Annotated in this window: 20 protein-coding genes; 15 read left to right on the top strand and 5 right to left on the bottom strand. The window is 73.0% G+C overall.

Annotated elements, in window-relative coordinates; genetic code table 11:
- Nucleotides 1-18: 18 nt before the first annotated feature.
- The 5 genes from ACKUB9_RS26140 to ACKUB9_RS26120 all read right to left on the bottom strand — a co-directional run bounded on the left by ACKUB9_RS26140 (nucleotide 19) and on the right by ACKUB9_RS26120 (nucleotide 7,647).
- Nucleotides 19-1,413, bottom strand: a complete 1,395-nt coding sequence (locus ACKUB9_RS26140; protein ID WP_407528695.1) for a M16 family metallopeptidase — start codon at nucleotides 1,411-1,413, stop codon at nucleotides 19-21.
- A 256-nt stretch (nucleotides 1,414-1,669) separates the two neighbouring features.
- Nucleotides 1,670-2,329, bottom strand: a complete 660-nt coding sequence (locus ACKUB9_RS26135; protein WP_407528693.1) for a hypothetical protein — start codon at nucleotides 2,327-2,329, stop codon at nucleotides 1,670-1,672.
- 143 nt (nucleotides 2,330-2,472) lie between these two features.
- Nucleotides 2,473-2,973: a signal peptidase II gene (gene lspA / locus ACKUB9_RS26130; protein ID WP_407528691.1), complete on the bottom strand. Its 501-nt coding sequence runs from the start codon at nucleotides 2,971-2,973 to the stop codon at nucleotides 2,473-2,475.
- Nucleotides 2,973-5,978 (bottom strand): isoleucine--tRNA ligase, encoded by a 3,006-nt coding sequence (gene ileS / locus ACKUB9_RS26125; protein WP_407528689.1) that lies wholly within the window; start codon nucleotides 5,976-5,978, stop codon nucleotides 2,973-2,975. Before ileS ends, lspA begins: the two co-directional genes overlap by 1 nt.
- 226 nt (nucleotides 5,979-6,204) lie before the next feature.
- Entirely contained in the window at nucleotides 6,205-7,647 is a 1,443-nt protein-coding gene (locus tag ACKUB9_RS26120) for an amidohydrolase (protein ID WP_407528687.1), read from the bottom strand.
- A 201-nt stretch (nucleotides 7,648-7,848) separates the two neighbouring features.
- On the opposite strand from ACKUB9_RS26120, the gene ACKUB9_RS26115 reads away from it, so the two are divergent.
- The 15 genes from ACKUB9_RS26115 to ACKUB9_RS26045 form a co-directional block, all read left to right on the top strand.
- Nucleotides 7,849-8,130, top strand: coding sequence for a hypothetical protein (locus ACKUB9_RS26115; RefSeq protein WP_407528685.1), 282 nt, complete (start codon nucleotides 7,849-7,851; stop codon nucleotides 8,128-8,130).
- A gap of 171 nt (nucleotides 8,131-8,301) precedes the next feature.
- Nucleotides 8,302-9,528 carry an ABC transporter substrate-binding protein gene (locus ACKUB9_RS26110; protein ID WP_407528684.1) on the top strand — a complete coding sequence of 409 codons (1,227 nt, stop codon included), beginning with the start codon at nucleotides 8,302-8,304 and terminating at the stop codon, nucleotides 9,526-9,528.
- Nucleotides 9,529-9,819: 291 nt separating this feature from the next.
- Entirely contained in the window at nucleotides 9,820-11,706 is a 1,887-nt protein-coding gene (locus ACKUB9_RS26105; RefSeq protein ID WP_407528682.1) for an ABC transporter permease, read from the top strand.
- Nucleotides 11,703-12,485, top strand: coding sequence for an ABC transporter ATP-binding protein (locus ACKUB9_RS26100; protein ID WP_407528680.1), 783 nt, complete (start codon nucleotides 11,703-11,705; stop codon nucleotides 12,483-12,485). The genes ACKUB9_RS26105 and ACKUB9_RS26100 overlap by 4 nt, the downstream gene beginning before the upstream one ends.
- On the top strand, nucleotides 12,485-13,198 hold the full coding sequence (locus ACKUB9_RS26095; RefSeq protein ID WP_407528679.1) for an ABC transporter ATP-binding protein: 714 nt from the start codon (nucleotides 12,485-12,487) through the stop codon (nucleotides 13,196-13,198). The genes ACKUB9_RS26100 and ACKUB9_RS26095 overlap by 1 nt, the downstream gene beginning before the upstream one ends.
- Nucleotides 13,199-13,262: 64 nt before the next feature.
- Entirely contained in the window at nucleotides 13,263-15,302 is a 2,040-nt protein-coding gene (locus tag ACKUB9_RS26090) for a hydantoinase/oxoprolinase family protein (protein ID WP_407528677.1), read from the top strand.
- Complete coding sequence (locus ACKUB9_RS26085; protein WP_407528676.1) at nucleotides 15,299-16,987, top strand: hydantoinase B/oxoprolinase family protein; 1,689 nt, start codon at nucleotides 15,299-15,301, stop codon at nucleotides 16,985-16,987. Before ACKUB9_RS26090 ends, ACKUB9_RS26085 begins: the two co-directional genes overlap by 4 nt.
- A gap of 304 nt (nucleotides 16,988-17,291) precedes the next feature.
- Complete coding sequence (locus ACKUB9_RS26080; RefSeq protein WP_407528674.1) at nucleotides 17,292-18,140, top strand: FAD binding domain-containing protein; 849 nt, start codon at nucleotides 17,292-17,294, stop codon at nucleotides 18,138-18,140.
- Nucleotides 18,140-20,884 (top strand): molybdopterin-dependent oxidoreductase, encoded by a 2,745-nt coding sequence (locus ACKUB9_RS26075; RefSeq protein WP_407528672.1) that lies wholly within the window; start codon nucleotides 18,140-18,142, stop codon nucleotides 20,882-20,884. The genes ACKUB9_RS26080 and ACKUB9_RS26075 overlap by 1 nt, the downstream gene beginning before the upstream one ends.
- On the top strand, nucleotides 20,881-22,416 hold the full coding sequence (locus ACKUB9_RS26070) for a 6-hydroxynicotinate reductase (protein WP_407528670.1): 1,536 nt from the start codon (nucleotides 20,881-20,883) through the stop codon (nucleotides 22,414-22,416). Before ACKUB9_RS26075 ends, ACKUB9_RS26070 begins: the two co-directional genes overlap by 4 nt.
- Nucleotides 22,413-22,880 (top strand): MarR family winged helix-turn-helix transcriptional regulator, encoded by a 468-nt coding sequence (locus ACKUB9_RS26065; protein WP_407528668.1) that lies wholly within the window; start codon nucleotides 22,413-22,415, stop codon nucleotides 22,878-22,880. Before ACKUB9_RS26070 ends, ACKUB9_RS26065 begins: the two co-directional genes overlap by 4 nt.
- A 6-nt stretch (nucleotides 22,881-22,886) precedes the next feature.
- Nucleotides 22,887-23,741 (top strand): UPF0280 family protein, encoded by an 855-nt coding sequence (locus ACKUB9_RS26060; protein ID WP_407528666.1) that lies wholly within the window; start codon nucleotides 22,887-22,889, stop codon nucleotides 23,739-23,741.
- Nucleotides 23,738-24,316 carry an amino acid synthesis family protein gene (locus ACKUB9_RS26055; RefSeq protein WP_407528665.1) on the top strand — a complete coding sequence of 193 codons (579 nt, stop codon included), beginning with the start codon at nucleotides 23,738-23,740 and terminating at the stop codon, nucleotides 24,314-24,316. The genes ACKUB9_RS26060 and ACKUB9_RS26055 overlap by 4 nt, the downstream gene beginning before the upstream one ends.
- Nucleotides 24,317-24,568: 252 nt before the next feature.
- Nucleotides 24,569-25,192 (top strand): phasin family protein, encoded by a 624-nt coding sequence (locus tag ACKUB9_RS26050; RefSeq protein WP_407528663.1) that lies wholly within the window; start codon nucleotides 24,569-24,571, stop codon nucleotides 25,190-25,192.
- 167 nt (nucleotides 25,193-25,359) lie between these two features.
- On the top strand, nucleotides 25,360-25,629 hold a 270-nt coding region (locus ACKUB9_RS26045), incomplete at its 3' end, for a DUF6894 family protein (RefSeq protein ID WP_410825949.1).

Raw genomic sequence — 25,629 nt, 5'->3', positions numbered from 1 at the left:
GGTGCGGGCGGCGCAGGCTCAGGCGGCGGTGATGGCCGTCGGCGCGTCGGCCTCGCGGGCCTTGGTCAGGTAGCCGGTCACGGAGCGGGCCGGGACGAGGTAGCGCTCGGCCACCGCCGCCAGCCGCCGGGCCTCCACCGCTTCGATGTCGGCCGGCCAGCGGCGCACATCCTCGATGCTCTCGCCGATGGCGAGCGCCGAGCCGTAGATGCGCGCGAGCGACGACTGGCTGTCGGAGGAGTAGACCGTCTCGGCGACGAGCCGGGTCTTGGCCCGCTCCAGCGCCTCGGGAGAGAGGGCCTCGCCGGGCAGGCGCCGCAGGGTGGCGTCCACCGCCTGCTCCAGCGCCTCCAGGCTCACGCCCTCGGCCGGCACCGCGTAGACGGAGAAGCGGGTGTCGTCCATGGCCGAGCCCATGTACCACGCGCCCGCATTCACGGCGACGCCCTGCTCCATCACGAGGGAGCGGTAGAGGTACGAGGTCGGCCCGCCGCCCATCACCTCGGCGAGGAGTTCGAGGGCGTGGCCCTCCCCCTCCCTGGCGGTGATGCAGGAGGGGGTGAGGTAGAGCCGCTGCAGGGTCGGCTGCTCGACCTTCGGGTCGGCGACGCTGAGGCGGCGGGCGGCCCGGGGCTCGGGCTCGCGCGGGCGCTGGCGCACCGGCCGGGCGCCGCGGGGCGCCACCCGCCCGTAGGTCTCCTCCGCGAGCCGGCGCACCTCGTCGACCGTCACGTCGCCGGCCACCACCAGGATCGCGTTCTCGGGGGTGTAGAAGCGCTCGTAATAGGCGAGGGCGTGGGTGCGGTTCAGGTCCTCGATCTCGTGCATCCAGCCGATGATCGGGATCCCGTAGGGGTGATGCACGAACAGCGAGGCGGCCATCGCCTCCGAGAGCTGCGCGCTCGGGTCGGTCTCGACCCGCATGCGGCGCTCCTCCAGCACCACGTCGCGCTCGGGCGCCACCACGGCGTCGTCGAGGACGAGGCCGGTCATCCGGTCGGCCTCGAACTCCATCATGGTCCGCAGGTTGTCGCGCGCGACGCGCTGGAAATAGGCGGTGTAGTCGAAGGACGTGAAGGCGTTCTCCTGGCCGCCCAGGCCCGACACCACCTTCGAGAAGGTGCCCACCGGGTGCGTCTCGGTGCCCTTGAACATCAGGTGTTCGAGGAAGTGCGCGATGCCCGACTGGCCGAGCGGATCATCCGCCGAGCCGTTGCGGTACCAGATCATGTGGGTCGCCACCGGGGTGCGGTGGTCGGGGATGACGACGACGTCGAGACCGTTGTCCAGGACGAAGGAGGCGACCTCCGGCCCGCCCGCCTCCGCCCGCCCGAACGGCGCCGCGTCGAGGCGCAGGGCGGCTCCGGGATAGCCGAGCGGGCGGGTGAGCGGGCGCGTCCTGAACAAGTCCATCCTGCTGTCCTTGTGAGCGGGCTGCCGGATTCGCCCGTGGTGATCGTGGAGCGCTTCCCTGGTGGGAAGCCCCGGTGGGCCTCGCGCGAATCGCCGGCCCGTCGCCCGGATGTGGGACTGTTCAACCGATGTTTCTAGAAGATTTTAAGGCAGGACGCGGCTGCGCCCTGCCTGATATGCGCCGACGACAGACGTGGCGGGAAACGGCACAGTTTCGGCGGCCGCGCCGCCGAGGCTGAGCTTGGCGCTGACTGCGTCAGCGCGCCCGCGAGCGCAGGTAGGCGCGCGGATCGGCCTCCTCGCGCTCCTTCTCGCTTATGCTCTGCCTCGGGCCTTCGGGCGCGCGCGCCAGGCGCCCGTTCGGCGGGGCGCGGTAGCCGGTGGGCGGATCGGTGAGGACGTCGCGGCTCGGCTCGACGTCGGAGACCGGGGTGTCGTCCTTGCGGCCCTGGAGGAGCTGCAGCGGGTTGAGCCAAGTCGATTCGCGCACGTTGTCGCCGGGCTTGTAGGTCGGCTCGGTGGGAACCCCCGCGCCCTCGCGGCGGCCGGCGCGCATCTCGTGGATCGAGAGCGTCATGTTGTTGTCGTTCATGCGGCCCTGCTCGCCGCGGGTGATGGGCTTGCGCGCCTCCTTGACCTGCTTGGCGCGGGCGGCGACCTCCGGATCGGTCGGCCATTGCGGCGTGGCTTCGCGCACGGCGCTGCGGGGCACGGGGGGCGGCAGGGCGGCGTTGCCGGCCTTCGGCGGCAGCACCAGCGGGGCGCGCTCGCGGTAGGTGATCGTGGGGCGCTCCGGCTCGATCAGGCCGATGTTCGACAGCGTGTTCTTCATGAACACACCCTCCTCGGCCTGCGCGACGGACGCGACGCCGCACAGCAGCGCCGCGAGCGTGAGGATCGTGCGATGGTCGGTCATGCTGGCTCCCGGACCCTGGCCGCCGCGGATACGCGACGCTTCTCGTTACCTTGGGCGTGGGTCCGGTTTCGGGCGAAGGTATGGCGCAGCCTGTGGAGGACCGCACGCGGGACCGGCCCTGTGGCGGGCGTATCACAGGCCGGTCAGGCGCCGTGCCCCGGCGCGGCGTTGCGGCGCTCGATCCAGAGCCCGTCGTAGAGGAGGCCGACCACCCCGAACACGATGGCGGCGTCCGCGACGTTGAACACGTACCAGGACCAGCCGACCGCATGCAGGTGCACGAAGTCGAACACCGCCCCGTAAGCGACCCGGTCGATGGCGTTGCCGACCGCGCCGCCGACGATGAGGCCGAGGGACACGGCGACGAGCCGGGTCGCGGCCCGGGCCATCCAGACGGTGAGCGCCGCCGAGGCCAGGACCGAGACCGCCACGAGGAGCCAGCGCCCGAGATCGCCGTCCTGCTGCAGGAGCCCGTAGGAGACGCCCCGGTTCCAGACCACCACGAGCTGCGCGAAGGGCGCGAGCACCACCGGTTGGTGCAGCGGCAGGTCGGCCAGGAACAGCAGGCCGAGCTTCGTCGCCTGGTCGAGCGCGAGCGTCGCCAGGGCGACGAGGAGCCCGAGCCAGACCGGACGCAGCCCCATCACTCCGCCGCCCGGGCGGCGTTGAGCGCGTCCCACTCCCGCAGGGCCTGGGCGTCGCGGGGGGTCACGTCCGGGTAGTCCGGATCGCTGCCCACCGCGGGCGACACCTTCCAGGAGCGGGCGCATTTGCGCCCCTCGGCCCGGGCCGGCACCACGGCGACGCCCGGCACCTCGTCGAGCCGGAAGGCGTCGGCCGGGCCCTCGTCCGCCTCGATCCGAACGCCTGAGGTGATGCAGACCTCCGCGAAGTCGATCCCGTCGAGGGCCGCGCGCAGCTCCGGATCGGCCACGTGGACCACCGGCGCGGCCTCCAGGCTCGCGCCGATGCGCTTGGCCGCCCGCTCGATCTCCAGCGCCCCGGTCACCACCCGGCGCACCCGGCGGATCTTCGCCCAGCGGGCGTCGAGCGCCGCGTCGCGCCACGCCTGCGGCGTCTCGGGCAGGGTCAGCAGGTGGACCGAGCCGTCCGCCGAGGGGGTGCGGGCCAGGAAGGCCTCCTCGGCCGTGAAGGCGAGGACCGGGGCGAGCCAGACCACCACGCGCCGGAAGGTTTCCTCCACCACCGCCAGCGCCGCGTGGCGCGTGGGGCTGGAGATCGGGTCGCAGTAGAGCGCGTCCTTGCGCACGTCGAAGTAGAAGGACGAGAGGTCGCCCGTCATGAAGCCGTTGAGCAGCGCCACCACGCGCTTGAAGTCGTAGGTGCGGTAGGCCTCGCGGATCTCGCCGTCGAGTTCGGCCAGCCGGTGCAGGATGAAGCGCTCCAGCTCCGGCATGGCCGCGGCCGCGGCCCGGTCCTCCGGCACGACCCGGTCCTCCGGGCGGTGGTGGGCGAGCGTGCCGAGCATCCAGCGCAGGGAGTTGCGCAGCTTCCGGTAGGTCTCCGAAAACGTCTTGATGATCGGCGGGCCGATGCGCAGGTCGTCGGTGTAGTCGGAGGCGGCCACCCACAGCCGCAGGATGTCGGCGCCGGACGCCGCGATGACGTCCTGGGGCGCGACCACGTTGCCGCGCGACTTCGACATCTTCTCGCCCTTGGGGTCGAGGACGAAGCCGTGGGTGAGCACCACGTCGTAGGGCGCGCGGTCGCGGGTGCCGCAGGATTCGAGCAGCGAGGAGTGGAACCAGCCCCGGTGCTGGTCCGAGCCTTCGAGGTACATCACCGTGTCGTCCCCGCCGTCGCGGCGGCGGCGGATGCCGGCGAGGCCCGGGAAGGCCTTCGGGTCCTCCAGTGTGAAGGCGTGCGTCGAACCCGAATCGAACCAGACGTCGAGGACGTCCGTGACCTTCTCGTAGGCGGCGGGATCGTGGTCGGGCGCGAGGAAGCGGGCGCCGTCGGGATCCGTGAACCACGCATCCGCCCCTTCCGCCGCGAAGGCGTCGGCGATGCGCGCGTTGACGCGCTCGTCGCGCAGGATCTCGCTCGTGCCCTTGCGCACGAACACCGTGATCGGCACGCCCCAGGCGCGCTGGCGCGACACCACCCAGTCCGGGCGGTTGGCGATCATGCCGGTGATGCGGTTCTGCCCCTGCGGCGGCACCCACTGGGTGGCCGCGATCTCGCGCAGGGCCACCTCGCGCAGCGTCCGGCCCTGGAGCGCCGCCACGGGCGCGTCGAGGGCGATGAACCATTGCGGCGTGTTGCGGAAGATGACGGGTTTCTTCGAGCGCCAGGAATGCGGGTAGCTGTGCTTGAGGGTGCCGCGCGCCACCAGCGTCCCGGCTTCCGCGAGCGCGGCGATCACCGCCTTGTTGGCGTCGCCCTTCTCGCCCTTCTCGGTCAGCACGCGCCGGCCCGTGAGGCCCGGAGCCTCCTCGGTGAGCACGCCGTCGGCATCGACCGTGTAGGGGATCGCCACGTCGAGGCCCCGCGCGCGCAGGGCGCGGCCGTTGGCCGTCCAGACCTCGAAATCCTCGCGGCCGTGGCTCGGGGCGGTGTGCACGAAGCCCGTGCCCGCCTCGTCGGTGACGTGCTCGCCCTCCAGCATCGGCACGGAGAAGCCGTAGCCGGCGTTCCAGCGCGCGAGCGGATGCGCGAGCGTCAGGCCCGCCAGCGCCTCGGACGCCACGTCGGCCACGCGCTCGTAAGCATCGACGCGAGCGGCCTTGAAGACGTCGCCCGCGAGTTGGTCAGCAACAATGCAACGAAAATCAGGTTGAACCCAGTTCTCTTCAGGAGCGGCAGAAACACGATAGAGTCCGTATGAAACCTTGCGGGAATAGGCCACGGCCCGGTTGGCCGGGATGGTCCAGGGAGTGGTGGTCCAGATGACCACGTGGGCGCCGGCGAGCGCCGGGTCGGCGGAGGTCACGACCGGAAAGGCGGCCCAGATCGTGTCGCTGACGTGGTCCTCGTACTCGACCTCGGCCTCGGCGAGCGCGGTCTTCTCGACCACCGACCACATCACGGGCTTCGAGCCGCGGTAGAGCTGGCCCGTCATCGCGAAGGTCATCAGCTCGCGGGCGATCTGCGCCTCGGCCTCGAAGGCCATGGTGGAGTAGGGATGGTCCCAGTCGCCCGTGACGCCGAGGCGCTTGAATTCCTCGCGCTGCACCGAGAGCCAGTGCTCCGCGAAGGCGCGGCACTCGCGGCGGAACTCGACGACCGGCACCTCGTCCTTGTTGCGGCCCTTGGCGCGGTACTGCTCCTCGATCTTCCACTCGATCGGCAGGCCGTGGCAGTCCCAGCCCGGAACGTAGTTGGCGTCCTGCCCGAGCACGCCGGCGCCGCGCACCACCTCGTCCTTGAGGATCTTGTTGAGCGCCGTGCCGATGTGGATGTGGCCGTTGGCGTAGGGCGGGCCGTCGTGCAGGACGAATTTCGGCCGGCCCGAAGCAGCGGCCCGGATCCGCCCGTAGAGATCGATCGCCTGCCAGCGCCGCAGGATCTCCGGCTCGCGCTCGGGCAGCCCGGCGCGCATCGGGAAGTCGGTGCGGGGCAGGAACAGGGTCTCGGAATAGTCGCGCCCGGTCGCGGATTCGGGCATCGCGGGCTTGGGCTCGGTCATGGATCAGGGGCTCATCTCGGGGCGCGGCGGCCATGCGGCCGGGCCCGGTCACTCGACGGTCGCGGACGAACGGCATCCCGGCCCCCGCAGGGCCGCGGACGCGGCCCTCAGGCGGAAACCGGGCTCGTAATTCGCCGAGAGCCGGACCGGTGACGCGAGTCGGACATCCGGCCCTTCTAGCAGCCGCAGGGGAGCGGGGGAAGCCGGGTGGGGCCGGCCGCCCCTCTCAGGCCGCCCCGCTGCCGGTGAAGTCGGCGGTGAGGTGCAGCAGGGCGCGCAGCCCGTAGGCGAGGCCCGCCTCGTCCACCTGGAAGCGCGGGGAATGGTTGGGCGCCGCCCCCTGGGCTCCTGGCGCGTCGATGCCGATGAAGAAGAACAGGCCCGGCACGGCGTTGGCGAAATAGGAGAAATCCTCGCTCGGGCTGGCCGGGAAATCGGCTCGCACGAGCGTCCCGCCCGCGCCGCAGGCGCGCGCCAGCGAGGGCGCCATCCTGTCGACCAGGGCGGCATCGTTGACGGTCGCCGGGTAGGAGGCCGGGTTCCAGCTCACCTCGGCGCTGCCCCGCATGCTCTTGGCCACCCCCTCGGCGATCTCACTGATGCGCTGCCTGACGCGCTGGCGGTGCTCCTCGCTGTAGGTGCGCAGGGTCCCGGACAGCTCGACCTCCTCCGGGACGATGTTGTGGCGCACCCCGCCCTTGAACACGCCCACCGTCAGCACCGCGGGGTTGCGCTGGATGTCGGTCTCGCGGCTGACGATGGTCTGGAGGGTGGTCACGATGGTGGAGCCGATGGTGATCGGGTCCACGCCGTTCCAGGGCTGGGCGCCGTGGGTCTGCCGGCCGCGCACCGCGATCCGGAAGGTGTCCGAGCCGGACAGGATCGGCCCGGCCCGGTACGCCACCGTGCCGACGGGCGCGCCGGCCATCACGTGCAGGCCGAAGACGGCGTCCGGCTTGGGATCGGCCAGCGCGCCCTGCTCCACCATGAGCCGCGCCCCGCCGATCTCGCCGACCGGCAATCCCTCCTCGGCCGGCTGGAAGATCAGCTTGATCGTGCCGCGGATCTGCTTGCGCTGGGCGGCCAGCACCTCGGCCGCCGCCATGAGCATCGCCACGTGGCAATCGTGCCCGCAGGCGTGCATCACGCCGACCGTCTCGCCGCCCCAGGGCGCCTTGACCTTCGAGGCGAAGGGAAGATCGACCTGCTCGGCCACCGGCAGGGCATCCATGTCGGCGCGCAGCGCGATGACCGGACCCGGCCCGCCCTCCCCCGCGAGCACCCCGACGACGCCGGTCACGGCGACGCCCTCGCGGACCTCGTAGCCGAGCGCCCGCAGGTGCCGCGCGACCAGGGCCGCCGTGCGGGTCTCCTGGTTGCCGAGTTCGGGATGGGCATGGATGTCCCGCCGCCACGCGATCATCTTCGCCTCGACCCCGCGCGCCGCCTCGTCCAGGACGGCGTGGATCGGGCGCGCGGGACCGGCCGTCGGCGCCGGCAGCGATTGCGCCCGGGCCGCGAGGGGCCGCAGGGCCGCGAAGGCCGCGCAGGCGCAGGCCCCGGCGAGCAGACCGCGCCGGCCTGCGTCGGGCACGACCTCCTCGGCGACGAACCGCGCGGGCCACTTGGTCGTGGGCTTCCTGGCCGTGAGCTTCCTGGCGAAGAGCATGACCGCCTCCCGGGCTTGAGCATCCGCCGCCGCGACGGGTCGAGCCGTCGCGGCGGATCGCCGGAGTGAAGGCCCGCGCCGCGCCGTTGTCGAGGCCGGAGGTGCCGCGAGCGTCGCGCGCGGGGACGAGGGGACCGGAACGAACCGCACGCCCCCGCTTTGACCTTGCGGACGAGAGAATCCGGGCCGAAGGAGCCTCGCATGAGATCACCCCTCGCTCTACCATCCCTCGCTCGATCACCCCTTGCTCTCCTGGCGCTCGCCGCCCTGCTGGCTGCCTCGACAGTCCCTGCGTCCGCCGCCGAGGCCGACGCGTCCCGCCCGCAGCCGAAGGCCTGGACCTCGGTCGACGACATCGACGCCACCGGCACGGTGACGCCCACCGACCCGATCCTGATCCCGGACCTCGACGGCCCCGAGATCGACGCCGAGCGGCCGCGCGGCGACGAGGGCGGGCCGGTGCGCGAATTCGTGCCCGAGTGAGGGACGCCAGGGTGCGCGTCCGAGCGGGCGCGGCGCGGTCGCCGCATCCGCGGGCAGCCGGCGCCCGACATTTCCGCACGACCTGATCTTGCGCTCGTCTTGCGGACGAGTATCGTTCGTACGCGAATGATCTCTCCGGTTGGGCCGGGACGATCGTCGGAGGGTCGTGCGATGCCGGTTCCACTCCCGTCCCGCCGCACCGTGGTCGCGGGTCTCGCCGCGGCGCCGCTCGCCCTCTCGGGCACGGCCGGACGGGCTCAGGGCGCCCCGATCCGCATCGGCGAACTCAATTCCTACGGCCGCATGGCCGCCTTCGCGGGTCCCTACCGCAACGCCATGATCCTCGCCCAGGACGAGATCAACCAGGCGGGCGGCATCAAGGGGCTCGGCGGGCGCCCGCTGGAGATCATCTTCCGCGACGACGGCTCGACGCCGGGGGACGCGGTGCGGGTGGCCGAGGAGCTGCTCACCCGCGAGAACGTCGTCTTCCTGTGCGGCACCTTCCTGTCGAATGTCGGGCTCGCGGTGGCGGATTTCGCCAACCAGCGTAAGGTGCTCTTCCTCGCCACCGAGCCCCTGACCGACGCCCTCACGATGGGCAGCGGCAACCGCTACACCTTCCGGGTCCGGCCCAACACCTACATGCAGACCAAGATGCTGGTGGAGGCCGTGAAGGCCCGCGGCATCAAGCGCTGGGCGATCGTGGCGCCCAACTACGAGTACGGCCAGTCGGCGGCGGCGAACTTCAAGCGCCTGATGAGTGCCGCGGTGCCGGGCTTCGAGGTGGTGACCGAGCAGTTCCCGGCGCTCGGCAAGGTCGATGCGGGCGCCACCGTGGGCGCGCTGGCGCAGGCCAAGCCCGACGGGCTGTTCAACGTGCTGTTCGGGGCCGACCTCACCGCCTTCGTGCGCGAGGGCAACACCCGCGGCCTGTTCGAGAAGCGCACGGTGGCGAGCCTGCTCACCGGCGAGCCCGAATACATGATCCCGCTCGGCGACGAGACGCCCGAGGGCTGGATCACCACCGGCTACCCGTGGGAGCAGATCGATCTCCCGTCCCACAAGGCCTTCGTGGCCGCCTACCGCGCCCGCTTCAAGGACACGCCGCGGCTGGGCTCGCTCCTCGGCTACGTCGTCGTGCAGATGATCCGCGACCTGCTCGAAACCGCGAAGTCCACCGACACCGAGGCGCTGATCGCCGCGCTCGAAGGCCTGCAATCGAACACCATCGCGGGGCCCGTCACCATGCGCGCCCTCGACCACCAGTCGACGCTCGGCGCCTGGGTCGGCGAGACCGCGCTCGACGGGCGCAAGGGCACGATGGTCAAGTACACCTACGAGGACGGGGCCAAGTACCTGCATCCCGAGGCCGAGGTGAAGGCGGCCCGCAAGGGCTGAACGGAACCCCTCTCCCGAGTGGGAGAGGGGCAGGGGATCGAAGATCCCGCGTGAGGGTGTGACGCTGCCGCACTGAGACGCGGAACATGGTGAGGGGAGCGGAACGGGGCAGGATCAATCGCTGACCGTCGTGCTGGTAGCGGCAGCGTCGCGCCTCTTTCTGCTCCCTCCCGCACCCCTACCCCTCTCCCACCCGGGAGAGGGGGTGCTGCCCGCGCTGGATTTCGAGACGGTCTGAAGACGGGCTGAATCTGCAGCCGCACGGAGACGAGGAGGCGGAGCGGAAGACCGATGGACCTGTCCTTCCTCGTCCTGCAGTCGCTCTCCGGCTTCGCCAGCGCCTCGTCGCTGTTCGTGATCGCCTCGGGGCTGACCCTCGTCTTCGGCGTCACCCGCATCGTCAACTTCGCGCACGGCTCCTTCTACATGCTGGGGGCCTACCTCGCGGTGACGATCGTGCCGCGGCTCCTCGACTTCGCCTACTCGCCCTGGACCTTCTTCCTCGGGGTGCTGCTGGCGGCCCTCCTCGTCGGGCTGATCGGGGTGGCGGTCGAGATGCTGCTCCTGCGCCGCATCTACCGGGTCCCGGAGCTCTTCCAGCTGCTCGCCACCTTCGGGGTCGTCCTCATCGTCGAGGACGTGGTGCTCAAGGTCTGGGGGCCGGTCGACATCGCGGGGCCGCGCGCGCCCTCCCTGCGCCATGGGGTCGAGATCCTGGGCCAGCGCTTCCCCGCCTACGAACTCGTGCTGATCGGCGTCGGGCCGCTGGTGCTGGCGCTCCTGTGGCTGGTCATGCACCGCACCCGCTTCGGCGTGCTGATCCGGGCCGCGACGCAGGACCGCGAGATGGTGGGGGCGCTCGGCGTCAACCAGGCGCGCCTGTTCACGCTCACGCTCTTCCTCGGCGCGAGCCTCGCGGGGCTGGGCGGCGCGCTGCAGATCCCGCGCATCCCCGCCAACTCGCACATGGACCTGTCGATCATCACCGATGCCTTCGTGGTCACGGTGGTGGGCGGCATGGGCTCGGTGCCGGGCGCCTTCCTGGCCGCCCTCCTGATCGGGCAGCTCCAGGCCTTCGGCATCCTCATCCTGCCCAAGGTGACGCTGGTCCTGGTCTTCGCCCTCATGGCGGTGGTGCTGGTGGTCAAGCCCTGGGGGCTGCTCGGGCGGCCGGATTCCGGCTCGGGCCGGGTGGTCCTGCCGGAGGGCATCCTGACGCTGCGCCGCTTCCGCCCGCCCGAGACGGCGCTCGCGCTCCTGGCGGCGGTGCTCCTCCTGGCGGTGCCGCTGCTCGGCGACCCCTACACCACCAAGGTCGCCACCGAGATCCTGATCTTCGCGCTCGCCGCCTTCTCGCTCCAGTTCCTCATCGGGGTCGGCGGCCTCGTCTCCTTCGGGCACGCGGCGTATTTCGGGCTCGGCGCCTATGCGGCGGGGCTCCTCGTCACCGGGCCGCTCAAGGCCCCGATGGAGCTCGCGCTCGTCGCCGCTCCGCTCGTCGCGGGGGCGGGCGCGGCCCTGTTCGGCTTCTTCATCGTGCGGCTGTCGGGCATCTACCTCGCGATGCTCACCCTCGCCTTCGCGCAGATCGTCTACGCCATCGGCTTCCAGTGGGTCGAGGTGACGGGGGGCGACAACGGCGTCGTGGGCGTCTGGCCGTCCGCCTGGGCCTCGGGCCGCACCGTCTACTTCTACCTCGTGGCGGCGCTGACGCTCACCGGCATCGTGCTCCTGCGCCGGATCATCTACGCGCCCTTCGGCTACACCCTGCGGGCGGCGCGCGATTCCGCCACCCGCGCCGGGGCGATCGGGCTCGACGTGCGCACCCACCGCTGGCTCGGCTTCACGCTGGCGGGCGCGGCGGCCGGCTTGGCGGGCGGGCTCTACGCCTTCCAGAAGGGCTCGATCGACCCGACGCTCGCGGCGATCCCGCTCTCGATCGACTTCCTCGTCATGGTGCTGGTGGGTGGCATCCAGACCGTGATGGGTCCCCTCGTCGGCGCCGCCTTCTTCCACACGCTGAAGGACGTGGTGATGCCGCTCACCGAGTTCTGGCGCCTGCTGCTCGGCCTCGCGATCATCGCCACCGTGCTGGTCTTCCCCCGCGGCCTCGCGGGCGCGGCCGACGCGCTGCGCGGCCGTGCCCGGACTCCGGCGACCGCGGCGGCCTCCGCATGACCCTCCTCGTCGTCGACCGCCTCAACAAGCGCTTCGGGGGCGTCTTCGCCGCCCGGGACGTCTCGTTCACCCTGGCGGCGGGCGAGATGCTGGCGATCATCGGCCCCAACGGCGCCGGCAAGTCCACCACCTTCAACATGGTCGGCGGGCAGCTGAAGCCCGATTCCGGCAGCATCACCCTCGACGGGCAGGCGATCGCCGGCCGGCCGGCGCGCGCGGTCTGGCGCAGCGGCGTCGGACGCACCTTCCAGGTCGCCCAGACCTTCGTGTCGATGAGCGTCGCCGAGAACGTGCAGATGGCCCTGCTCTCCCGGCACGGGGAGAGCCGCCGCCTGTTCGCGGACACGCGCCGCCTCCACCGCGAGGAGGCGCTGGGGCTCCTCGCCGAAGTGGGCATGCGGGCCGAGGCCGACCGGCCGGTCTCCGAACTCGCCTACGGCGACGTGAAGCGGGTGGAACTCGCGGTGGCGCTGGCCTCGCGGCCCAAGCTCCTGCTGATGGACGAGCCCACCGCCGGCATGGCCCCGCGCGAGCGCGGCGGCCTGATGACGCTCACCGCCCGGCTCGCCCGCGAGCGGGGCATCGGCATCCTCTACACCGAGCACGACATGGAGGCGGTCTTCGGCCACGCCGACCGGGTGATGGTGCTGGTGCGCGGCGAGATCATCGCGGCCGGCTCGCCCGACCACGTGCGCGGCGACGCGCGGGTGCGCCAGGTCTATCTCGGCGAGGCCGGCACAGCGGCGGCGCTCAAGGCGCGCCGGAAGGCGGTGGCGTGATGGCGCTCCTCGACGTCACCAACCTCACGGCCGCCTACGGGCAGGCGCAGGTGCTGTTCGGGGTCTCGCTCACCCTGGCGGCCGGCGAGGTGGCGGCGCTCATGGGGCGCAACGGCGCGGGCAAGTCGAGCACCCTCAAGGCCGTGATGGGCCTGCTGCCGCCGCTCGGCGGCAGCGTCGCCTTCGAGGGCCGTCCGGTCACCGGCTGGGAGCCCTACCGCATCGCCCGGGCGGGCCTCGGCTACGTGCCGGAGGAGCGGCGCATCTTCACCGACCTCACGGTGTTCGAGAACCTGGAGGTCGGCCGGAAGCGGGCGGCGGGCACGGATGCCCGCCCGCCCTGGACGCCCGAGCGGCTCTTCGTGGTCTTCCCCAACCTCGCCGAGATGCGCGGGCGGCGCGCCTCGGCAATGTCGGGCGGCGAGCAGCAGATGCTCACCATCGCCCGCACCCTGATGGGCAACCCCCACGCCGTGCTCCTCGACGAGCCGTCCGAGGGGCTGAGCCCGCTCATCGTCGAGCAGATGGCCGAGGCGGTGCTGCGGATGAAGCGGGAGGGCATCGCGGTGCTCCTCTCCGAGCAGAACCTCACCTTCGCGGCGGCGGTCTGCGACCGGGCCTACGTGATCGAGAAGGGCACGATCCGCTTCGAGGGCACGATGGCGGCCCTGGAGGCGGACGAGGCGGTGCGGGAGGCGTACCTGACGGTGTGAGGCCGTCGGGCGGGAAGGGCGGCCGACGCGCCGTCCGTTCGTAGGCGAACGATCGAGGTGTGACGTGAGACGCGTGGCGGGCATCGATGTCGGCGGCACCTTCACCGACCTCCTGCTGACGGAGGCGGAGCCCGGCGGGCCCTTGCGGGTGCGCCTCGCCAAGGTGCCGACGACCGCGCGCAACCAGGCCGGCGGGGTCATCGCGGCGATCGAGGCGGCGGGCGTCGCGCCCGCCGACCTCGGCCTCGTCATCCACGGCACCACCGCCACCACCAACGCGGTGCTGGAGCGCAAGACCGCCCGGGTCGGCCTCGTCACCACGGCGGGGTTTCGCGACGTGCTCGAACTCGGGCGGCGCACGCGGCCGAAGCCATACGGCCTGTTCGGCACCTTCGAGCCGCTGATCCCGCGCGAGCTGCGCCGCGAGGTGCCCGAGCGGGTGATGGCGGACGGGCGCGTGCACACGCCCCTCGACGAGGCGGCGCTGCGCGAGGCCGTGCAGGCGCTGCGCGAGGCGGGCTGCGAGGCGCTGGTCATCCATTTCCTGCACGCCTACGCCAACCCGGCGCACGAGCTGCGCGCGGGCGAGATCGCGCGCGAGATCTGGCCCAACGCCTACGTCACCCTCGGCCACGCCTTGCTCTCGGAGTTCCGCGAGTACGAGCGGGGCACCACCGCCTCGGTCAACGCCGCGGTGCAGCCGATCCTCGACCGCTACATCCGCCGCCTGCAGGACGAGCTGCGCGCCCGCGGCTTTTCCCGCGACCTCCTCGTCATGAACGGCAACGGCGGCACGGTGCCGGCGGGCCGCGTGGTCGAGGCCGCGGCCAAGACCGTGATGTCGGGACCCGCCTCGGGCGTGATGGCGGCCGCCGCGACGCTGGCCCAGTCGGGCCTGTCGAACGCGATCACCTACGACATGGGCGGCACCTCCACCGACGTGGCGTTGATCGCGGGCGGCGTGCCGGAGGTCTCGGCCGAGCTGACCCTGGCCTACGGCCTGCCCGTCCACCTGCCGATGGTCGACGTGCACACGGTGGGGGCCGGGGGCGGCTCGATCGCCTCGGTCGACCGGGCCGGCATGCTGCGGGTCGGCCCGGAGAGCGCGGGCTCCGAGCCCGGCCCGATCGGCTACGGCCGCGGCGGCACGCGCCCGACCATCACGGACGCCAACCTCATGCTCGGCCGCCTCGACCCGGAGCGCCTCACGGCCGTGCGCGAGGGCGTGTCGCTCGACGCGATCCGGGCCGCCTTCGACCGCGACCTCGCCGGCCCCCTGGGCCTCTCCATCGAGGAGGCGGCCGCGGCGGTGATCCGGCTCGGCACCGTGCACATGTCGGGGGCGATCCGGATGGTGTCGCTGTCGCGCGGCTACGACCCGCGCGACTTCGTGCTGTTCGCCTTCGGGGGCGCCGGGCCGCTCCACGCGGTGGCGCTCGCGCGCGAACTCGGCATCCCGGAGGTGCTGGTGCCGGCCCGGCCCGGCCTCACCAACGCGCTCGGCTGCCTCGTGGCGGATCTGCGCCAGGACCGGGTCAACACCCTCAACCGGCCCCTGGACGGGCTCGACATGGCCGACCTGCGCGGCGTGCTGGAGGCGCAGGCCGCCGACGCGCTCGCCGTCGTCGAGGAGGAGCGGGCCGAGATCGAGGCGGTCACCGTCACGCACGGCGCCGACATGCAGTTCCGCGGGCAGACCCACCTGATCCGCGTTGCGATCCCCTCCCCGGACATCGACCGCGCGGCGCTCCAGACGCTGTTCGAGGCCGCCTATTTCCGCCGCTTCCAGGTGCGGCTGCCGGAGATCCGCGCGGTGGTGGTCAACCTCGTCACCTCGGTGATCGGGCGCCGCCGCACCCTGCCGCTCGCCGCGCTGCTCGACCCGGAATCCCGCACCACCCTCGCGGAGGCCCGCCTCGGCACCCGCGCCCTCCACGCCGACGGGCGCTGGCACGAGGCGGCCGTCTACGCCCGCGAGCGGCTGCCCGAAGGGGCGCGGGTGGCGGGGCCGGCGGTCATCCAGCAGGTCGACGCCACCACCGTCATCGAGCCGGGCGCGACCGCCACCGTCGATCCCATCGGCAACCTGAGAATCCGCGTATGAGCGCCATCGATCCCCTCACCCTGGCGGTGATCCAGGCCGGATTGCAGCAGGTCTGCAACGAGATGGACATCGCCTTCTCGCGCTCGGCCTTCTCGCCCGTCATCGCGGAGGCCGACGACCGCTCGGACGGCATCTACGACCGGACCACGGGCGCGCTGATCGCGCAGGGCGAGTACGGGCTGCCAGTCTTCGTCGGCACCATGCAGCACTCGACGGGCGAGCTGATCCGGCTGATCCGCGAGGGCCAGGCCGGCGCGCCGGAGCCGGGGGACGTCTACATCGTCAACGATCCCTATCTCGGCGGCACCCACCTGATGGACGTGCGCTTCGCGCGGCCGATCTTCGTGGACGGCGAGTTGTTTTGCTGGCTACAGAACACCGGGCACTGGCCCGATATCGGCGGTTCGGTGCCCGGCGGTTTTTCGGCCCACGCCACCGAGGTGGAGCAGGAGGGCCTGCGCCTGCCGCCCGTGAAGCTGTTCAAGCGCGGCGAGATGGACCGCGAGATCTTCGCCATCATCTGCTCCAACATCCGGGTCGCGGACCAGCGCATCGGCGACATCAAGGCTCAAGCCGCGGCGCTCGCGGTGGGCGAGAGCCGGCTCGGTGATTTGCTGGCTAAATATGGCCGCGCCACCCTCGACCGGGCCATCGTGGAGATCCGTGCCCGGTCGGCCGAGCGGATGCGGGCAGAAATCCGCGGCATCCCGGACGGCACCTACCGCTCGGAGGCCTTCGTGGATTCGGACGGGGTGGTGGACGAGCCGCTGCGCATCGCGCTGACCCTGACAAAGGCCGACGACACCCTGACCTTCGACTTCGCGGGCTCGTCGCCGCCCTGCCGCGGGCCGATGAACTCGGTCTGGGCGACCACACTGTCGTCGGTCTACCTCGCGGTGAAGCACGTCTTCCCGGACGTGCCCATCAATGCCGGCACCTTCGCGCCGCTGATCGTGCACCGGCCCGAGGGCACCTTCCTCGATGCCCGCTACCCGCGCCCGGTCTCGGGCTGCGCCGCCGAGGTGAGCCAGCGCATCGCGGAGGCCGTCTTCCTGGCCCTGGTCCAGGCGATCCCCGACCGCGTGACGGCGGCGCCCGCCGGCACCTCGGGCAATTTCGCGCTCGGCGGCTTCGACCCGGAGCGCAACGCGCCCTTCGTGATGTATCAGATCACCGGCGGGGGCTACGGCGGGAACGCCCACCACGACGGGCTCTCGAACGGCTGCTCCACCATCGGCATCTCGAAGACCGCGCCGGTGGAGGTGATGGAGCAGTACTATCCGGTCCTCTTCCGGCGCTTCGCCCTGCGCGAGGGCTCCGGCGGCGCGGGCGCCCATCGCGGCGGCTTCGGCGTCCATTACGAGGTGGAGCTGCTGCGCGGCGAGGCCCGCGCCTCCTTCGTGATGGATCACGGCCGGTTCGGCCCGCCGGGCGTGCGCGGCGGCGCGGACGGCGCGCCCAACGTGGTGCGCATCCACCGCGGCGGCGAGACCCTCACGCCGCTCCACCTCTCCAAGGACCAGAACATCGCCATCCGGGCCGGCGACCGGGTCGAGATCATGACCCCGGGCGGCGGCGGCTACGGCGACCCGGCGCAGCGCGACCCGAGCCTCGTCGAGCGGGACATGGCGCGCGGCTACTACCGGCCGGACGAGGCCGAGCGGCTGTGGGGGAGGCGGGGATGAGGGTGCATCGACGCAATGTGCTGTCCGCGCCTCCGGCCCTCTCCAAATGGAACGCGGGCAGCCCCCCCTCTCCCGTGCGGGAGAGGGGCAGGGGTGAGGGTCCCGGGAGGGTGCAGCAAGAAATCTCGACGCTGCCGCTACCAGCACTGCCGTTCGTGTCTGACCCAGCGCCGTTCTGCTCCCCTCACCACCCTCACCGCTTCACTGCGGCGCCACCTGGACCCTCACCCCTGCCCCTCTCCCGCACGGGAGAGGGGATCCCGCGGGAGCCTGCAGGCGTGGTGCTCGCCGGGAGGACCGCCTGATGCGCTACTTCCGCCCGACCTCCCTCATCGACGCCCTGGCGATCCGCCGCGACCACGCCGTCACGGTGCTGGCCGGCGGCACCGACGTCTATCCGGCCGCCGCCACCCGCCGGGCCTGGGGCGACCCGTCCCACCCCGACATCCTCGACATCTCCGGCGTGGCCGAACTGCGCGGCATCGCGGACGAGGGCGACCACTGGCGCATCGGGGCGCTCGCCACCTGGACCGACCTGATCCGGGCCGACCTGCCGCCGCTCCTCGACGGGCTGAAGGCCGCCGGGCGCGCGGTCGGCGGGGTGCAGATCCAGAACCGCGGCACGCTGGTCGGCAATGCCTGCACGGCCTCGCCCGCGGGCGACGGCATCCCGAACCTGCTCGCCCTCGACGCCGTCGTGGCGCTCCCGGGCCGCGAGGTCGCCGCCCAAGACTTCTTCACCGGCTACCGGGCGACGGCCGTGGGGCCGCACGACCTCGTGACGGCGATCCGGATCCCGAAGCGGCCCGGCCGCGGCCGCTTCGAGAAACTGGGCGCGCGCCGCTACCTCGTGATCTCGATCGCCATGACGGGCCTCGCGGTCGAGACCGATCCGGCGGGGCGCATCGTGCAGGCCCGCATCGCCGTGGGAGCCTGCGCGGCGGTGGCCCGGCGGCTCCCCGCCCTGGAGGCCGACCTCGCGGGCGTGCCCCTGGCCGAGGCGCCGGGCCTCGTCGCCGAGCCCCACCTCGCGGGGCTCTCGCCCATCGACGACGTGCGGGCGAGCGCGGCCTACCGCCTGGCGGCCGCCCGCACGCTGGTCGCCGATGCCCTGGCGGGTCTCGCCGGGTCCCCTGCCGCGAGGGCCGCCTGATGACCGCACCCGTCACGCTCATCCTCAACGGCGAGCCCCGCACGGTCGCGGCAGCGCCCTTCGCGACCCTCGCCGACACCCTGCGCGAGGGCCTGCACCTCACCGGCACCAAGGTCGGCTGCGAGGCGGGCGATTGCGGCGCCTGCACGGTGCTCCTCGACGGCGAGCAGGTCTGCGCCTGCCTCGTGCCGACCGCCCAGGCCGACGGGCGGGCCGTCACCACCATCGAGGGGAGCGATCCCGCCGGCCTGATCGACCGCCTGCGCGAGGCCTTCCTGGTGCGCGGGGCGGCGCAATGCGGCATCTGCACCCCGGCGATGATCCTCGCCGCCGCGGACGGCCTGCGGCGCAATCCCCGGCCGGACCGGCCCGCGGTCGAGGATGCGATCGGCGGCGTGCTCTGCCGCTGCACCGGCTACGTCGCGATCGTGGACGCGGTGATGGACGTGGCCCGCGGCGCCAACGAGCCCGCCCCGCAGGCCGAGGCCGGCGCGGCGGTGGGCGCGCGCATCGCCCGGGTCGACGGCCGGGCGAAGGTCGCGGGCACCGACCGCTTCGGCGCCGACCATCAGCCCGAGGACGCGCTGTGGCTGCGCCTCGTGCGCTCGCCCCATGCCGCCGCGCTGGTCACGATCGGCGACCTCGCCCCCGTCCTCGCGCGCCATCCCGGCCTCACCCGCATCCTCACCGCCCGGGACATCCCGGGCGAGAACTCCTTCGGGGTCTTTGCGCACCTCAAGGACCAGCCGGTGCTGGCGGACGGGCGCGTGCGGATGCGCGGCGACCCGGTCGTGGCGCTAGTGGGGACCCGCGCCGCAGTGGAGGGGTGTCCGGATGCCGACCTGCCGGTGCGCTACGCGGTGCAGCCGGCGCTGACGGGCGTGGCGGCGGCGCTGGCCGCGGGCGCGCCGGCCCTCCACGCCGGGGTGCCCGACAACGTGCTCACCCACGGCCGGCTCACGCGCGGCGACGTCGCCCTCGGCCATGCGGCGGGCGCCGCGACCGTGGCGGGCGCGTTCGAGACCGCCTTCGTGGAGCACGCCTATATCGAGCCGGAGGCGGGCTACGCCCGCCGCGTGGGCGACCGGATCGAGGTCACGGCCTGCACGCAGGCGCCGGTGATGGACCAGGAGGACGTGGCGCGGGTGCTCGGCTTGGCCGCATCGTCCGTGCGCATCGTCCCCACCGCCTGCGGCGGCGGCTTCGGCGGCAAGCTCGACATCTCGCTCCAGCCGATCCTGGCGGTGGCCGCGTGGCTGACGCGGCGGCCGGTGCGGATGGTCTACACCCGCATCGAGAGCATGGCCTCCACGACGAAGCGCCATCCGGCCCGGATCAGCGCCCGGATGTCGGCAGAGGCGGACGGAGGCTTCACCGCCTTCGAGATGGAGGGCGACTTCAACACCGGCGCCTACGCCTCCTGGGGGCCGACCGTCGCCAACCGCGTGCCGGTCCACGCGCCCGGCCCCTACCGGGTGCCGCACGTCCGCAACCGCACGCGGGCGGTCTACACCAACGACACCCCGGCTGGCGCCTTCCGGGGCTTCGGCGTGCCCCAGGCCACGATCGCGGCCGAGACCCTGATCGACGACCTCGCCGAACGCCTGGGCCTCGACCGCTGGACCATCCGGCGCCGCAACGCCCTCGATCACGGCGACACGACCGCCTCGGGCCAGGTGCTGCACGCCTCGGCCGGCCTGCCGCGCTGCCTCGACGCGCTGCGCGACGATTTCTTCGCCGCGGTCGCCGCCGCCGAGGCGGCGAATGCCGGCAGCCCCCGGCTGCGCCGCGGCGTCGGCATCGCCTGCATGTGGTACGGCTGCGGCAACACCTCGATGTCGAACCCCTCGCGCATGCGCATTGCGCTGGGACCCGACGGCGCCCTCACCTTCCTCAACGGCGCGGTCGATATCGGCCAGGGCTCCTCGACGGTGCTGCTCCAGATCGCCGCCGACGCGCTGGGCCTCGCCCCCGACCGCTTCCGCTCGGTGATCGGGGACACCGACCTCACCTACGACGCGGGCAAGACCTCCGCCTCGCGCCAGACCTTCGTGTCGGGCAACGCGGCGCGGCTCGCGGGCGAGGCCCTGCGCGCCCGGATCCTGGCGCTCGCCAATGCGGGTCCGGGCGCCCGGCTGATCCTGGAGGGCGCGCGGCTCACCATCGCGGACGGCGAGGCGAGCCGCAGCCTCGACCTCGCGGCGCTGCCCGTCGACGAGACCGGCGCGGTGCTCGCGGGCGAGGGCTGGTACGATCCCCCGACCACGGCGCTTGACGCGGACGGCCAGGGCATCCCCTACGCCACCTACGGCTTCGCCGCGCAGGTGGCCGAGGTCGCGGTCGACACGCGGCTCGGCACGGTGCGGGTCCGGCGCATCGTCGCGGCCCACGATGTCGGGCGGGCGGTCAACCCGACCCTGGTCGAGGGCCAGATCCACGGCGGCATCGCGCAGGGGCTCGGCCTCGCGCTGATGGAAGAGTTTATCCCCGGCCGGACCGAGAACCTGCACGACTACCTGATCCCCACCGCCGGCGACATGCCGGAGATCGACGTGCGGATCATCGAGGACCCCGACCCGGAAGGCCCCTACGGCGCCAAGGGCGTCGGCGAGCCCGCGCTCGTCGCCACCGCGCCCGCGATCCTGGGCGCCATCCGGCACGCCACGGGCGCGCGCCTGACCCGCGTGCCGGTGCTGCCGCACCGGCTGCACGCGGCGCTCCATGCCAGGGAGGCGGCGGAATGACAGAGGACCCGACGTCCCTCTCGGCACAGGCCCGCACGGCCAAGTTCGGGGCCGCGGAGGCGGACGGCATCGTGCGCTGCGATGCCTGCCCGGTGCTCTGCCGCATCCGCCCCGGCCGGTCGGGCGCCTGCGCGCGCTACGCCAACGAGGACGGGCATCTGGTGCGCACCGATCCGGTGGTGCTGCTCCACCGCACGGCCGAGGAGGGCGGCCGGCTGGTGCCCTTCGGCGCCGCCGACTGGGACGGGCGGGCGCTCGATCCCTCGCGCACCTTCGTGACCGGCATCGGCTCGGGCACCACCTACCCTGACTACAAGCCCGCGCCCTTCATCGTCGCGAGCGAGCACGCGGGCGTCGAGACCGTCACGGTCGTGACCGAGGGCATCTTCAGCTATTGCGGCCTGAAGGTGAAGATCGACACCGACCGGCATCTCGGCCCCGAGCGCGCCGCGATCCGGGCCGGGGGCGAGGAGATCGGCCACGTCACCACCGCCGAGTACGGCTCGCAGATGCTCTCGATCGGGGGGGTGCGCCACCTCACCGGCGGCTCCAAGAAGGAGGGCACCGTCACCTGCGAGAGCATGCTGGCGCTCTGCAGCGGCGAGCCGGTGACGCTGACGATCGACGGCGGCCACGAGGTGGTGGTGCAGGCCGGCCGCGCCCCGATCGTGGACGGCACGCCCGAGAGCCGCATGCGCGTCGGCTGCGGCTCGGCGACGGTCGGCATCTTCGCCCGCCAGTGGCTCGGGCACGCCGACGAGGTGATCGTGGTGGACGACCACATCACCGGCGTGCTGACCGAGCATCAGGCGGGCCGCGTGCTCGGCATGCGCCCCGCCGGCATCCGGGTGCGGGGCCGGCGCTCGACGCCGGGCCGCTACTTCCAGGTGGCCAATCCGGGTATCGGCTGGGGCGGCACCGACATCGCCGACCCGCTCGGCCTCATCCAGGCCATCGACCCCAAGACCGCGTGGCCGGGCCTGCGTCTGCTGATGACCTCGACCACCGGCGAGCACGCCCTCTGGCTCGTCCTCGACGACGACCTGAGGCCGGTGCCGGCCGAGATGCCGCCGGCCGTGCGCGCGGTGGTGGACCGCATCGGCGAGAACTGCGAGCCCTCGCTCTGCACCGTGCTGTTCGTGGCCGGCGCGGGCGGCTCGCTGCGGGCGGGCGTGACCGAGAACCCGGTGCTGCTCACCCGCTCGGTGGCGTCGGGCGAGACCCGGGTGACGATGGGGGGCGCCCCCGTCACGGTCTGGCCCGGGGGCGGCATCACCGTGATGACGGACGTCGCGCGGCTGCCGGGCCGCGCCTTCGGCTCGGTGCCGACCCCGGCCCTCGTCGCCCCGATCGAGTTCACGCTGCCGCGCGACCTCTACGCCCGGCTCGGCGGCCACATGGGCGACGTGGTGGCGATGGCGGATGTGTTGCGCGACCTCGGCGCGGGCGCCCGGGTCGATGCGTGGCCGCCCGCGAATCCTTGGCCCCTGCCCGGCCCGGGGCCGGCCTGCCCGCCGCGGGAGCGGCCGTGAGCGCGCCGCGCCGCCGCCTGGCGGCCCCCCGCATCGATCCGGAGGCCGTGCGGGTCTACCGGTTGGAGGACCAGATCGGCTACCTGATCCGGCGGGCGCACCAGCGCGCCTCCGCGATCTTCGAGGCGGTGATGCGGGACTTTTCCGTCACGCCGGTGCAGTTCGCGGTGCTCGCCAAGCTGCACGACCTCGGGCCGACCTCGCAGAACCAGCTCGGGCGCCATGTCGGCGTCGATCCGGCGACGATGTACGGCGTCGCCCGGCGGCTCACCGCCCGCGGCCTCGCCCAGGCGGCCCCCGATCCGGACGATGCCCGCCTCGTGCTCCTCGCCCTCACGGAGGAGGGACGCGCCGTGGTCGAGGGCATGAAGAGCCGCGGGGCGGAGGTCACGGCCCGCACCCTCGATCCCCTCACCCCCGCGGAGGCGGCCGAGCTGAACCGCCTCATCGCCAAGCTCGGCTGAGGCGCCGTGGAGGGCCCGCGCGTCCAGGCCCTGCCGGGCGGCCGGCTGCACCTCCAGCACGGGCCGATCGACGTGGTGCTGCGCGCCTACGGGGCCGAGGCCGCGGTGGCGGAGGCCCACCGGGCGGCGCAATCGCGCTTCCGCCCGCTCCTCGGCGAGTTGGTGGCCGAACTCGGCGAATTGCGAAAGCCCATGAGCGCGCGGCCCCGGGTCGAGGGCGCGGTGGCGCGCCGGATGGTGGCGGCCTGCCGGCCGCACCGCGTCTTCATCACCCCGATGGCCGCGGTGGCGGGCGCGGTGGCGGACGAGCTGCTCGCCGCGATGCGGGAGGCCGCGCCCCTCGATCGTGCCTTCGTCAACGACGGCGGCGACATCGCCCTCCACCTCGCGGAGGGCGAGTCGATCGCCGTGGGGGTGGCCGGCGACTTTTCCCGCGGCCCGGTGCCGGCGGTGAACGGGCGGGTGACGCTCACGCACGCGGACGGGATCTTCGGCATCGCCACGTCGGGGCGGCAGGGCCGCTCCTTCTCCCTCGGCATCGCCGATTCCGTCACGGTGCTGGCGCGCGACGCCGCCGGCGCGGACGCGGCCGCGACCCTGATCGCCAACGCGGTCGACCTGCCCGGCCATCCCGGCATCCGCCGCACGCCGGCCAGCCGCCTCGATCCCGATTCGGACCTCGGCGCGCAGCCCGTCACCGTCGCGGTGGCGCCGCTGCCGCCCGAGGCCGTCGCGGAAGCACTCGCCGCCGGCCGCGCCCGCGCGGCGGCGTTGCGCGCGGCCGGCCTCATCCGCGACGCCGCCCTGAGCCTTCAGGGCCAGACCCTCACGCTCGGCACCCTCAGGGAGATCCGCCCATGATCGAAGTCCGCAAGATCGTCGTCACGGTCGAGGAGGTGCGCCACGACGGCGGTCCCCCGCTCGGGCGGCCGCTCCTCAAGGGTGCGGTGGCCTGCGTGGTCAAAAATCCCTTCGCGGGCCGCCACGAGCCCGACATCGTGCCGATGATGGAGGCGCTGAAGCCGCTCGGCCTCGATTGCGCGACGCGGCTGATCCAGGCGCTCGGCAACGAGCCCGGCCGGATCGAGGCCTACGGCAAGGGCTCGCTGGTGGGCGCCGCGGGCGAACTGGAGCACGGGGCGCTGTGGCACGTGCCGGGCGGCTACGCCATGCGCGAACTCCTCGGCCGCGCGCTCGCCATCGTGCCCTCGATGACCAAGGTCGGCCCGATGGGCGCGAGCCTCGACGTGCCGATCCACCACAAGGATGCGGCCTACGTGCGCTCGCATTTCGACGGGCTCACCGTGGCGGTGGCGGATGCCCCGCGCGCCGACGAGATCCTGTTCGCCATCGCCATGACCACGGGCGGGCGGCCGCATGCGCGGGTCGGCGGCCTCACCCAGGACGCCATCGCGCAGTGGGACGGGCTGCGCTGACGCTGCTGGGGAGCCACGGGCCGCCGCGACGGGTCTGGAAAAATCGCCGCGCCGCGCGGCGGCCCGTGCCCGTCCGGTCTCGCGGCCATGAGGATACGCGCCCGGCGACGGCCGTGCTCGCCTCGCGCGGCGGATTATCAAATGTATGCGATCACCTACAACATAGGCTATAAAGCGGCTCTTCGGAGGAGCGAATCATAGATCGGATCGTGCCGGTTCCGATATTTGCCCCGCTCCGAGGAGGGATCACGAATGGATGACCGCTCGCAATCCACGGATCAGACCAGAAAGTCTGCCGAAATTGGTTCAAATGCAGGCGATGTCGCGGCTCAGTCGGCTCATGATGCTGCACGCAGCGCTGCCGATGCTGGCCGGCAGGCAGCCAATGCTGGAGAGGACGCTCTGCGTCGCACGGCCGAGAGCGCACAGGACACCCTGCAGGCCGGCATGGACAATGCGGCCCAGAACTTCCGGCGCATGACCGATCAGGTCTCGCAGACCTTGGGGCTCAACGGCGCGCATTACGACGAGATGGCCCGCCGCTCCACGCAGACCATGCAGGCCGCGACGGAGGTCGGGACGATCTTGGCCAAGGGCGCACAGGACGTGTCGCGGGAGTGGGTCACCCTCGCGCAGCAGCGCGCCACGAAGACCATCGATGGCTTGGGCCGGTTGGCGGGCTGCCGCTCCGTGCAGGATCTCGCGACGGCCCAGAGCGACCTCATCCAGACCCACTTCCAGCTGCTGATCGACGGCAACACGCGTCTCGCCGAGATGTCGCTGCGGGTCGTCGACGAGGCCGCCCGGACCCTCCAGGCCGGGACTCACCGAGCCGTGGCCGAGAAGGCCGCGGACCGGGCTCACGGCGCGGCCTGACGCCGGCTCCCGTCCCTGGCCGGCGCACGGCCCGGCCAGGGACATCCCGCATCGCCCCTCCCCCGTGACAGCCGCGCGCGATCGGCGCACTCTCGCGGCCCTGGAGCCCGGTCTCACGACGCCAGGGACATGACCTGGAGCGGCCGGGGCGGGCGGCGGAGCGAGCCATGCCACGATACTTCTTCGACGTGCAGTCCCGGTCCGGTCTCGTGTGCGCCGACTTCCACGGATTGGAGTGCCGCGACGATGCCGCGGCCCTGTCGGTGGCGCGTCACGGGGCCGGCTTCACCTCGCAGGAGGATTGCCGCCGCAACCCGCGGCTGAGCGAGTACCGCTTCGCCGTCGCGGATGCGGAGCACCGGCCCCTGTTCACGGTCCCGTTCAGCGACCTCGAGCCCGATTCTCCCGCCCCGCCCAAGCGCCGCCGCGGCCCGCGC

This window comes from Methylobacterium oryzisoli (assembly GCF_046557895.1).
In the GTDB taxonomy this organism is placed as follows: domain Bacteria; phylum Pseudomonadota; class Alphaproteobacteria; order Rhizobiales; family Beijerinckiaceae; genus Methylobacterium; species Methylobacterium oryzisoli.
Note: the sequence above shows the minus strand (reverse complement) of the source record. Positions and strands in the feature narration are given on the sequence as shown.

Bases quoted from the DNA above. Each gene is read 5' to 3' on its own strand.
- ACKUB9_RS26055 (WP_407528665.1), top strand. From the start codon at position 23,738: ATGATCGAAGTCCGCAAGATCGTCGTCACGGTCGAGGAGGTGCGCCAC.
- ACKUB9_RS26110 (WP_407528684.1), top strand. From the start codon at position 8,302: ATGCCGGTTCCACTCCCGTCCCGCCGCACCGTGGTCGCGGGTCTCGCC.
- ACKUB9_RS26095 (WP_407528679.1), top strand. From the start codon at position 12,485: ATGGCGCTCCTCGACGTCACCAACCTCACGGCCGCCTACGGGCAGGCG.
- ACKUB9_RS26135 (WP_407528693.1), bottom strand. From the start codon at position 2,329: ATGACCGACCATCGCACGATCCTCACGCTCGCGGCGCTGCTGTGCGGC.
- ACKUB9_RS26075 (WP_407528672.1), top strand. From the start codon at position 18,140: ATGACCGCACCCGTCACGCTCATCCTCAACGGCGAGCCCCGCACGGTC.
- ACKUB9_RS26140 (WP_407528695.1), bottom strand. From the start codon at position 1,413: ATGGACTTGTTCAGGACGCGCCCGCTCACCCGCCCGCTCGGCTATCCC.
- ACKUB9_RS26115 (WP_407528685.1), top strand. From the start codon at position 7,849: ATGAGATCACCCCTCGCTCTACCATCCCTCGCTCGATCACCCCTTGCT.
- ACKUB9_RS26100 (WP_407528680.1), top strand. From the start codon at position 11,703: ATGACCCTCCTCGTCGTCGACCGCCTCAACAAGCGCTTCGGGGGCGTC.
- ACKUB9_RS26085 (WP_407528676.1), top strand. From the start codon at position 15,299: ATGAGCGCCATCGATCCCCTCACCCTGGCGGTGATCCAGGCCGGATTG.
- ACKUB9_RS26070 (WP_407528670.1), top strand. From the start codon at position 20,881: ATGACAGAGGACCCGACGTCCCTCTCGGCACAGGCCCGCACGGCCAAG.
- ileS (WP_407528689.1), bottom strand. From the start codon at position 5,978: ATGACCGAGCCCAAGCCCGCGATGCCCGAATCCGCGACCGGGCGCGAC.
- ACKUB9_RS26105 (WP_407528682.1), top strand. From the start codon at position 9,820: ATGGACCTGTCCTTCCTCGTCCTGCAGTCGCTCTCCGGCTTCGCCAGC.
- ACKUB9_RS26120 (WP_407528687.1), bottom strand. From the start codon at position 7,647: ATGCTCTTCGCCAGGAAGCTCACGGCCAGGAAGCCCACGACCAAGTGG.
- lspA (WP_407528691.1), bottom strand. From the start codon at position 2,973: ATGGGGCTGCGTCCGGTCTGGCTCGGGCTCCTCGTCGCCCTGGCGACG.
- ACKUB9_RS26080 (WP_407528674.1), top strand. From the start codon at position 17,292: ATGCGCTACTTCCGCCCGACCTCCCTCATCGACGCCCTGGCGATCCGC.
- ACKUB9_RS26050 (WP_407528663.1), top strand. From the start codon at position 24,569: ATGGATGACCGCTCGCAATCCACGGATCAGACCAGAAAGTCTGCCGAA.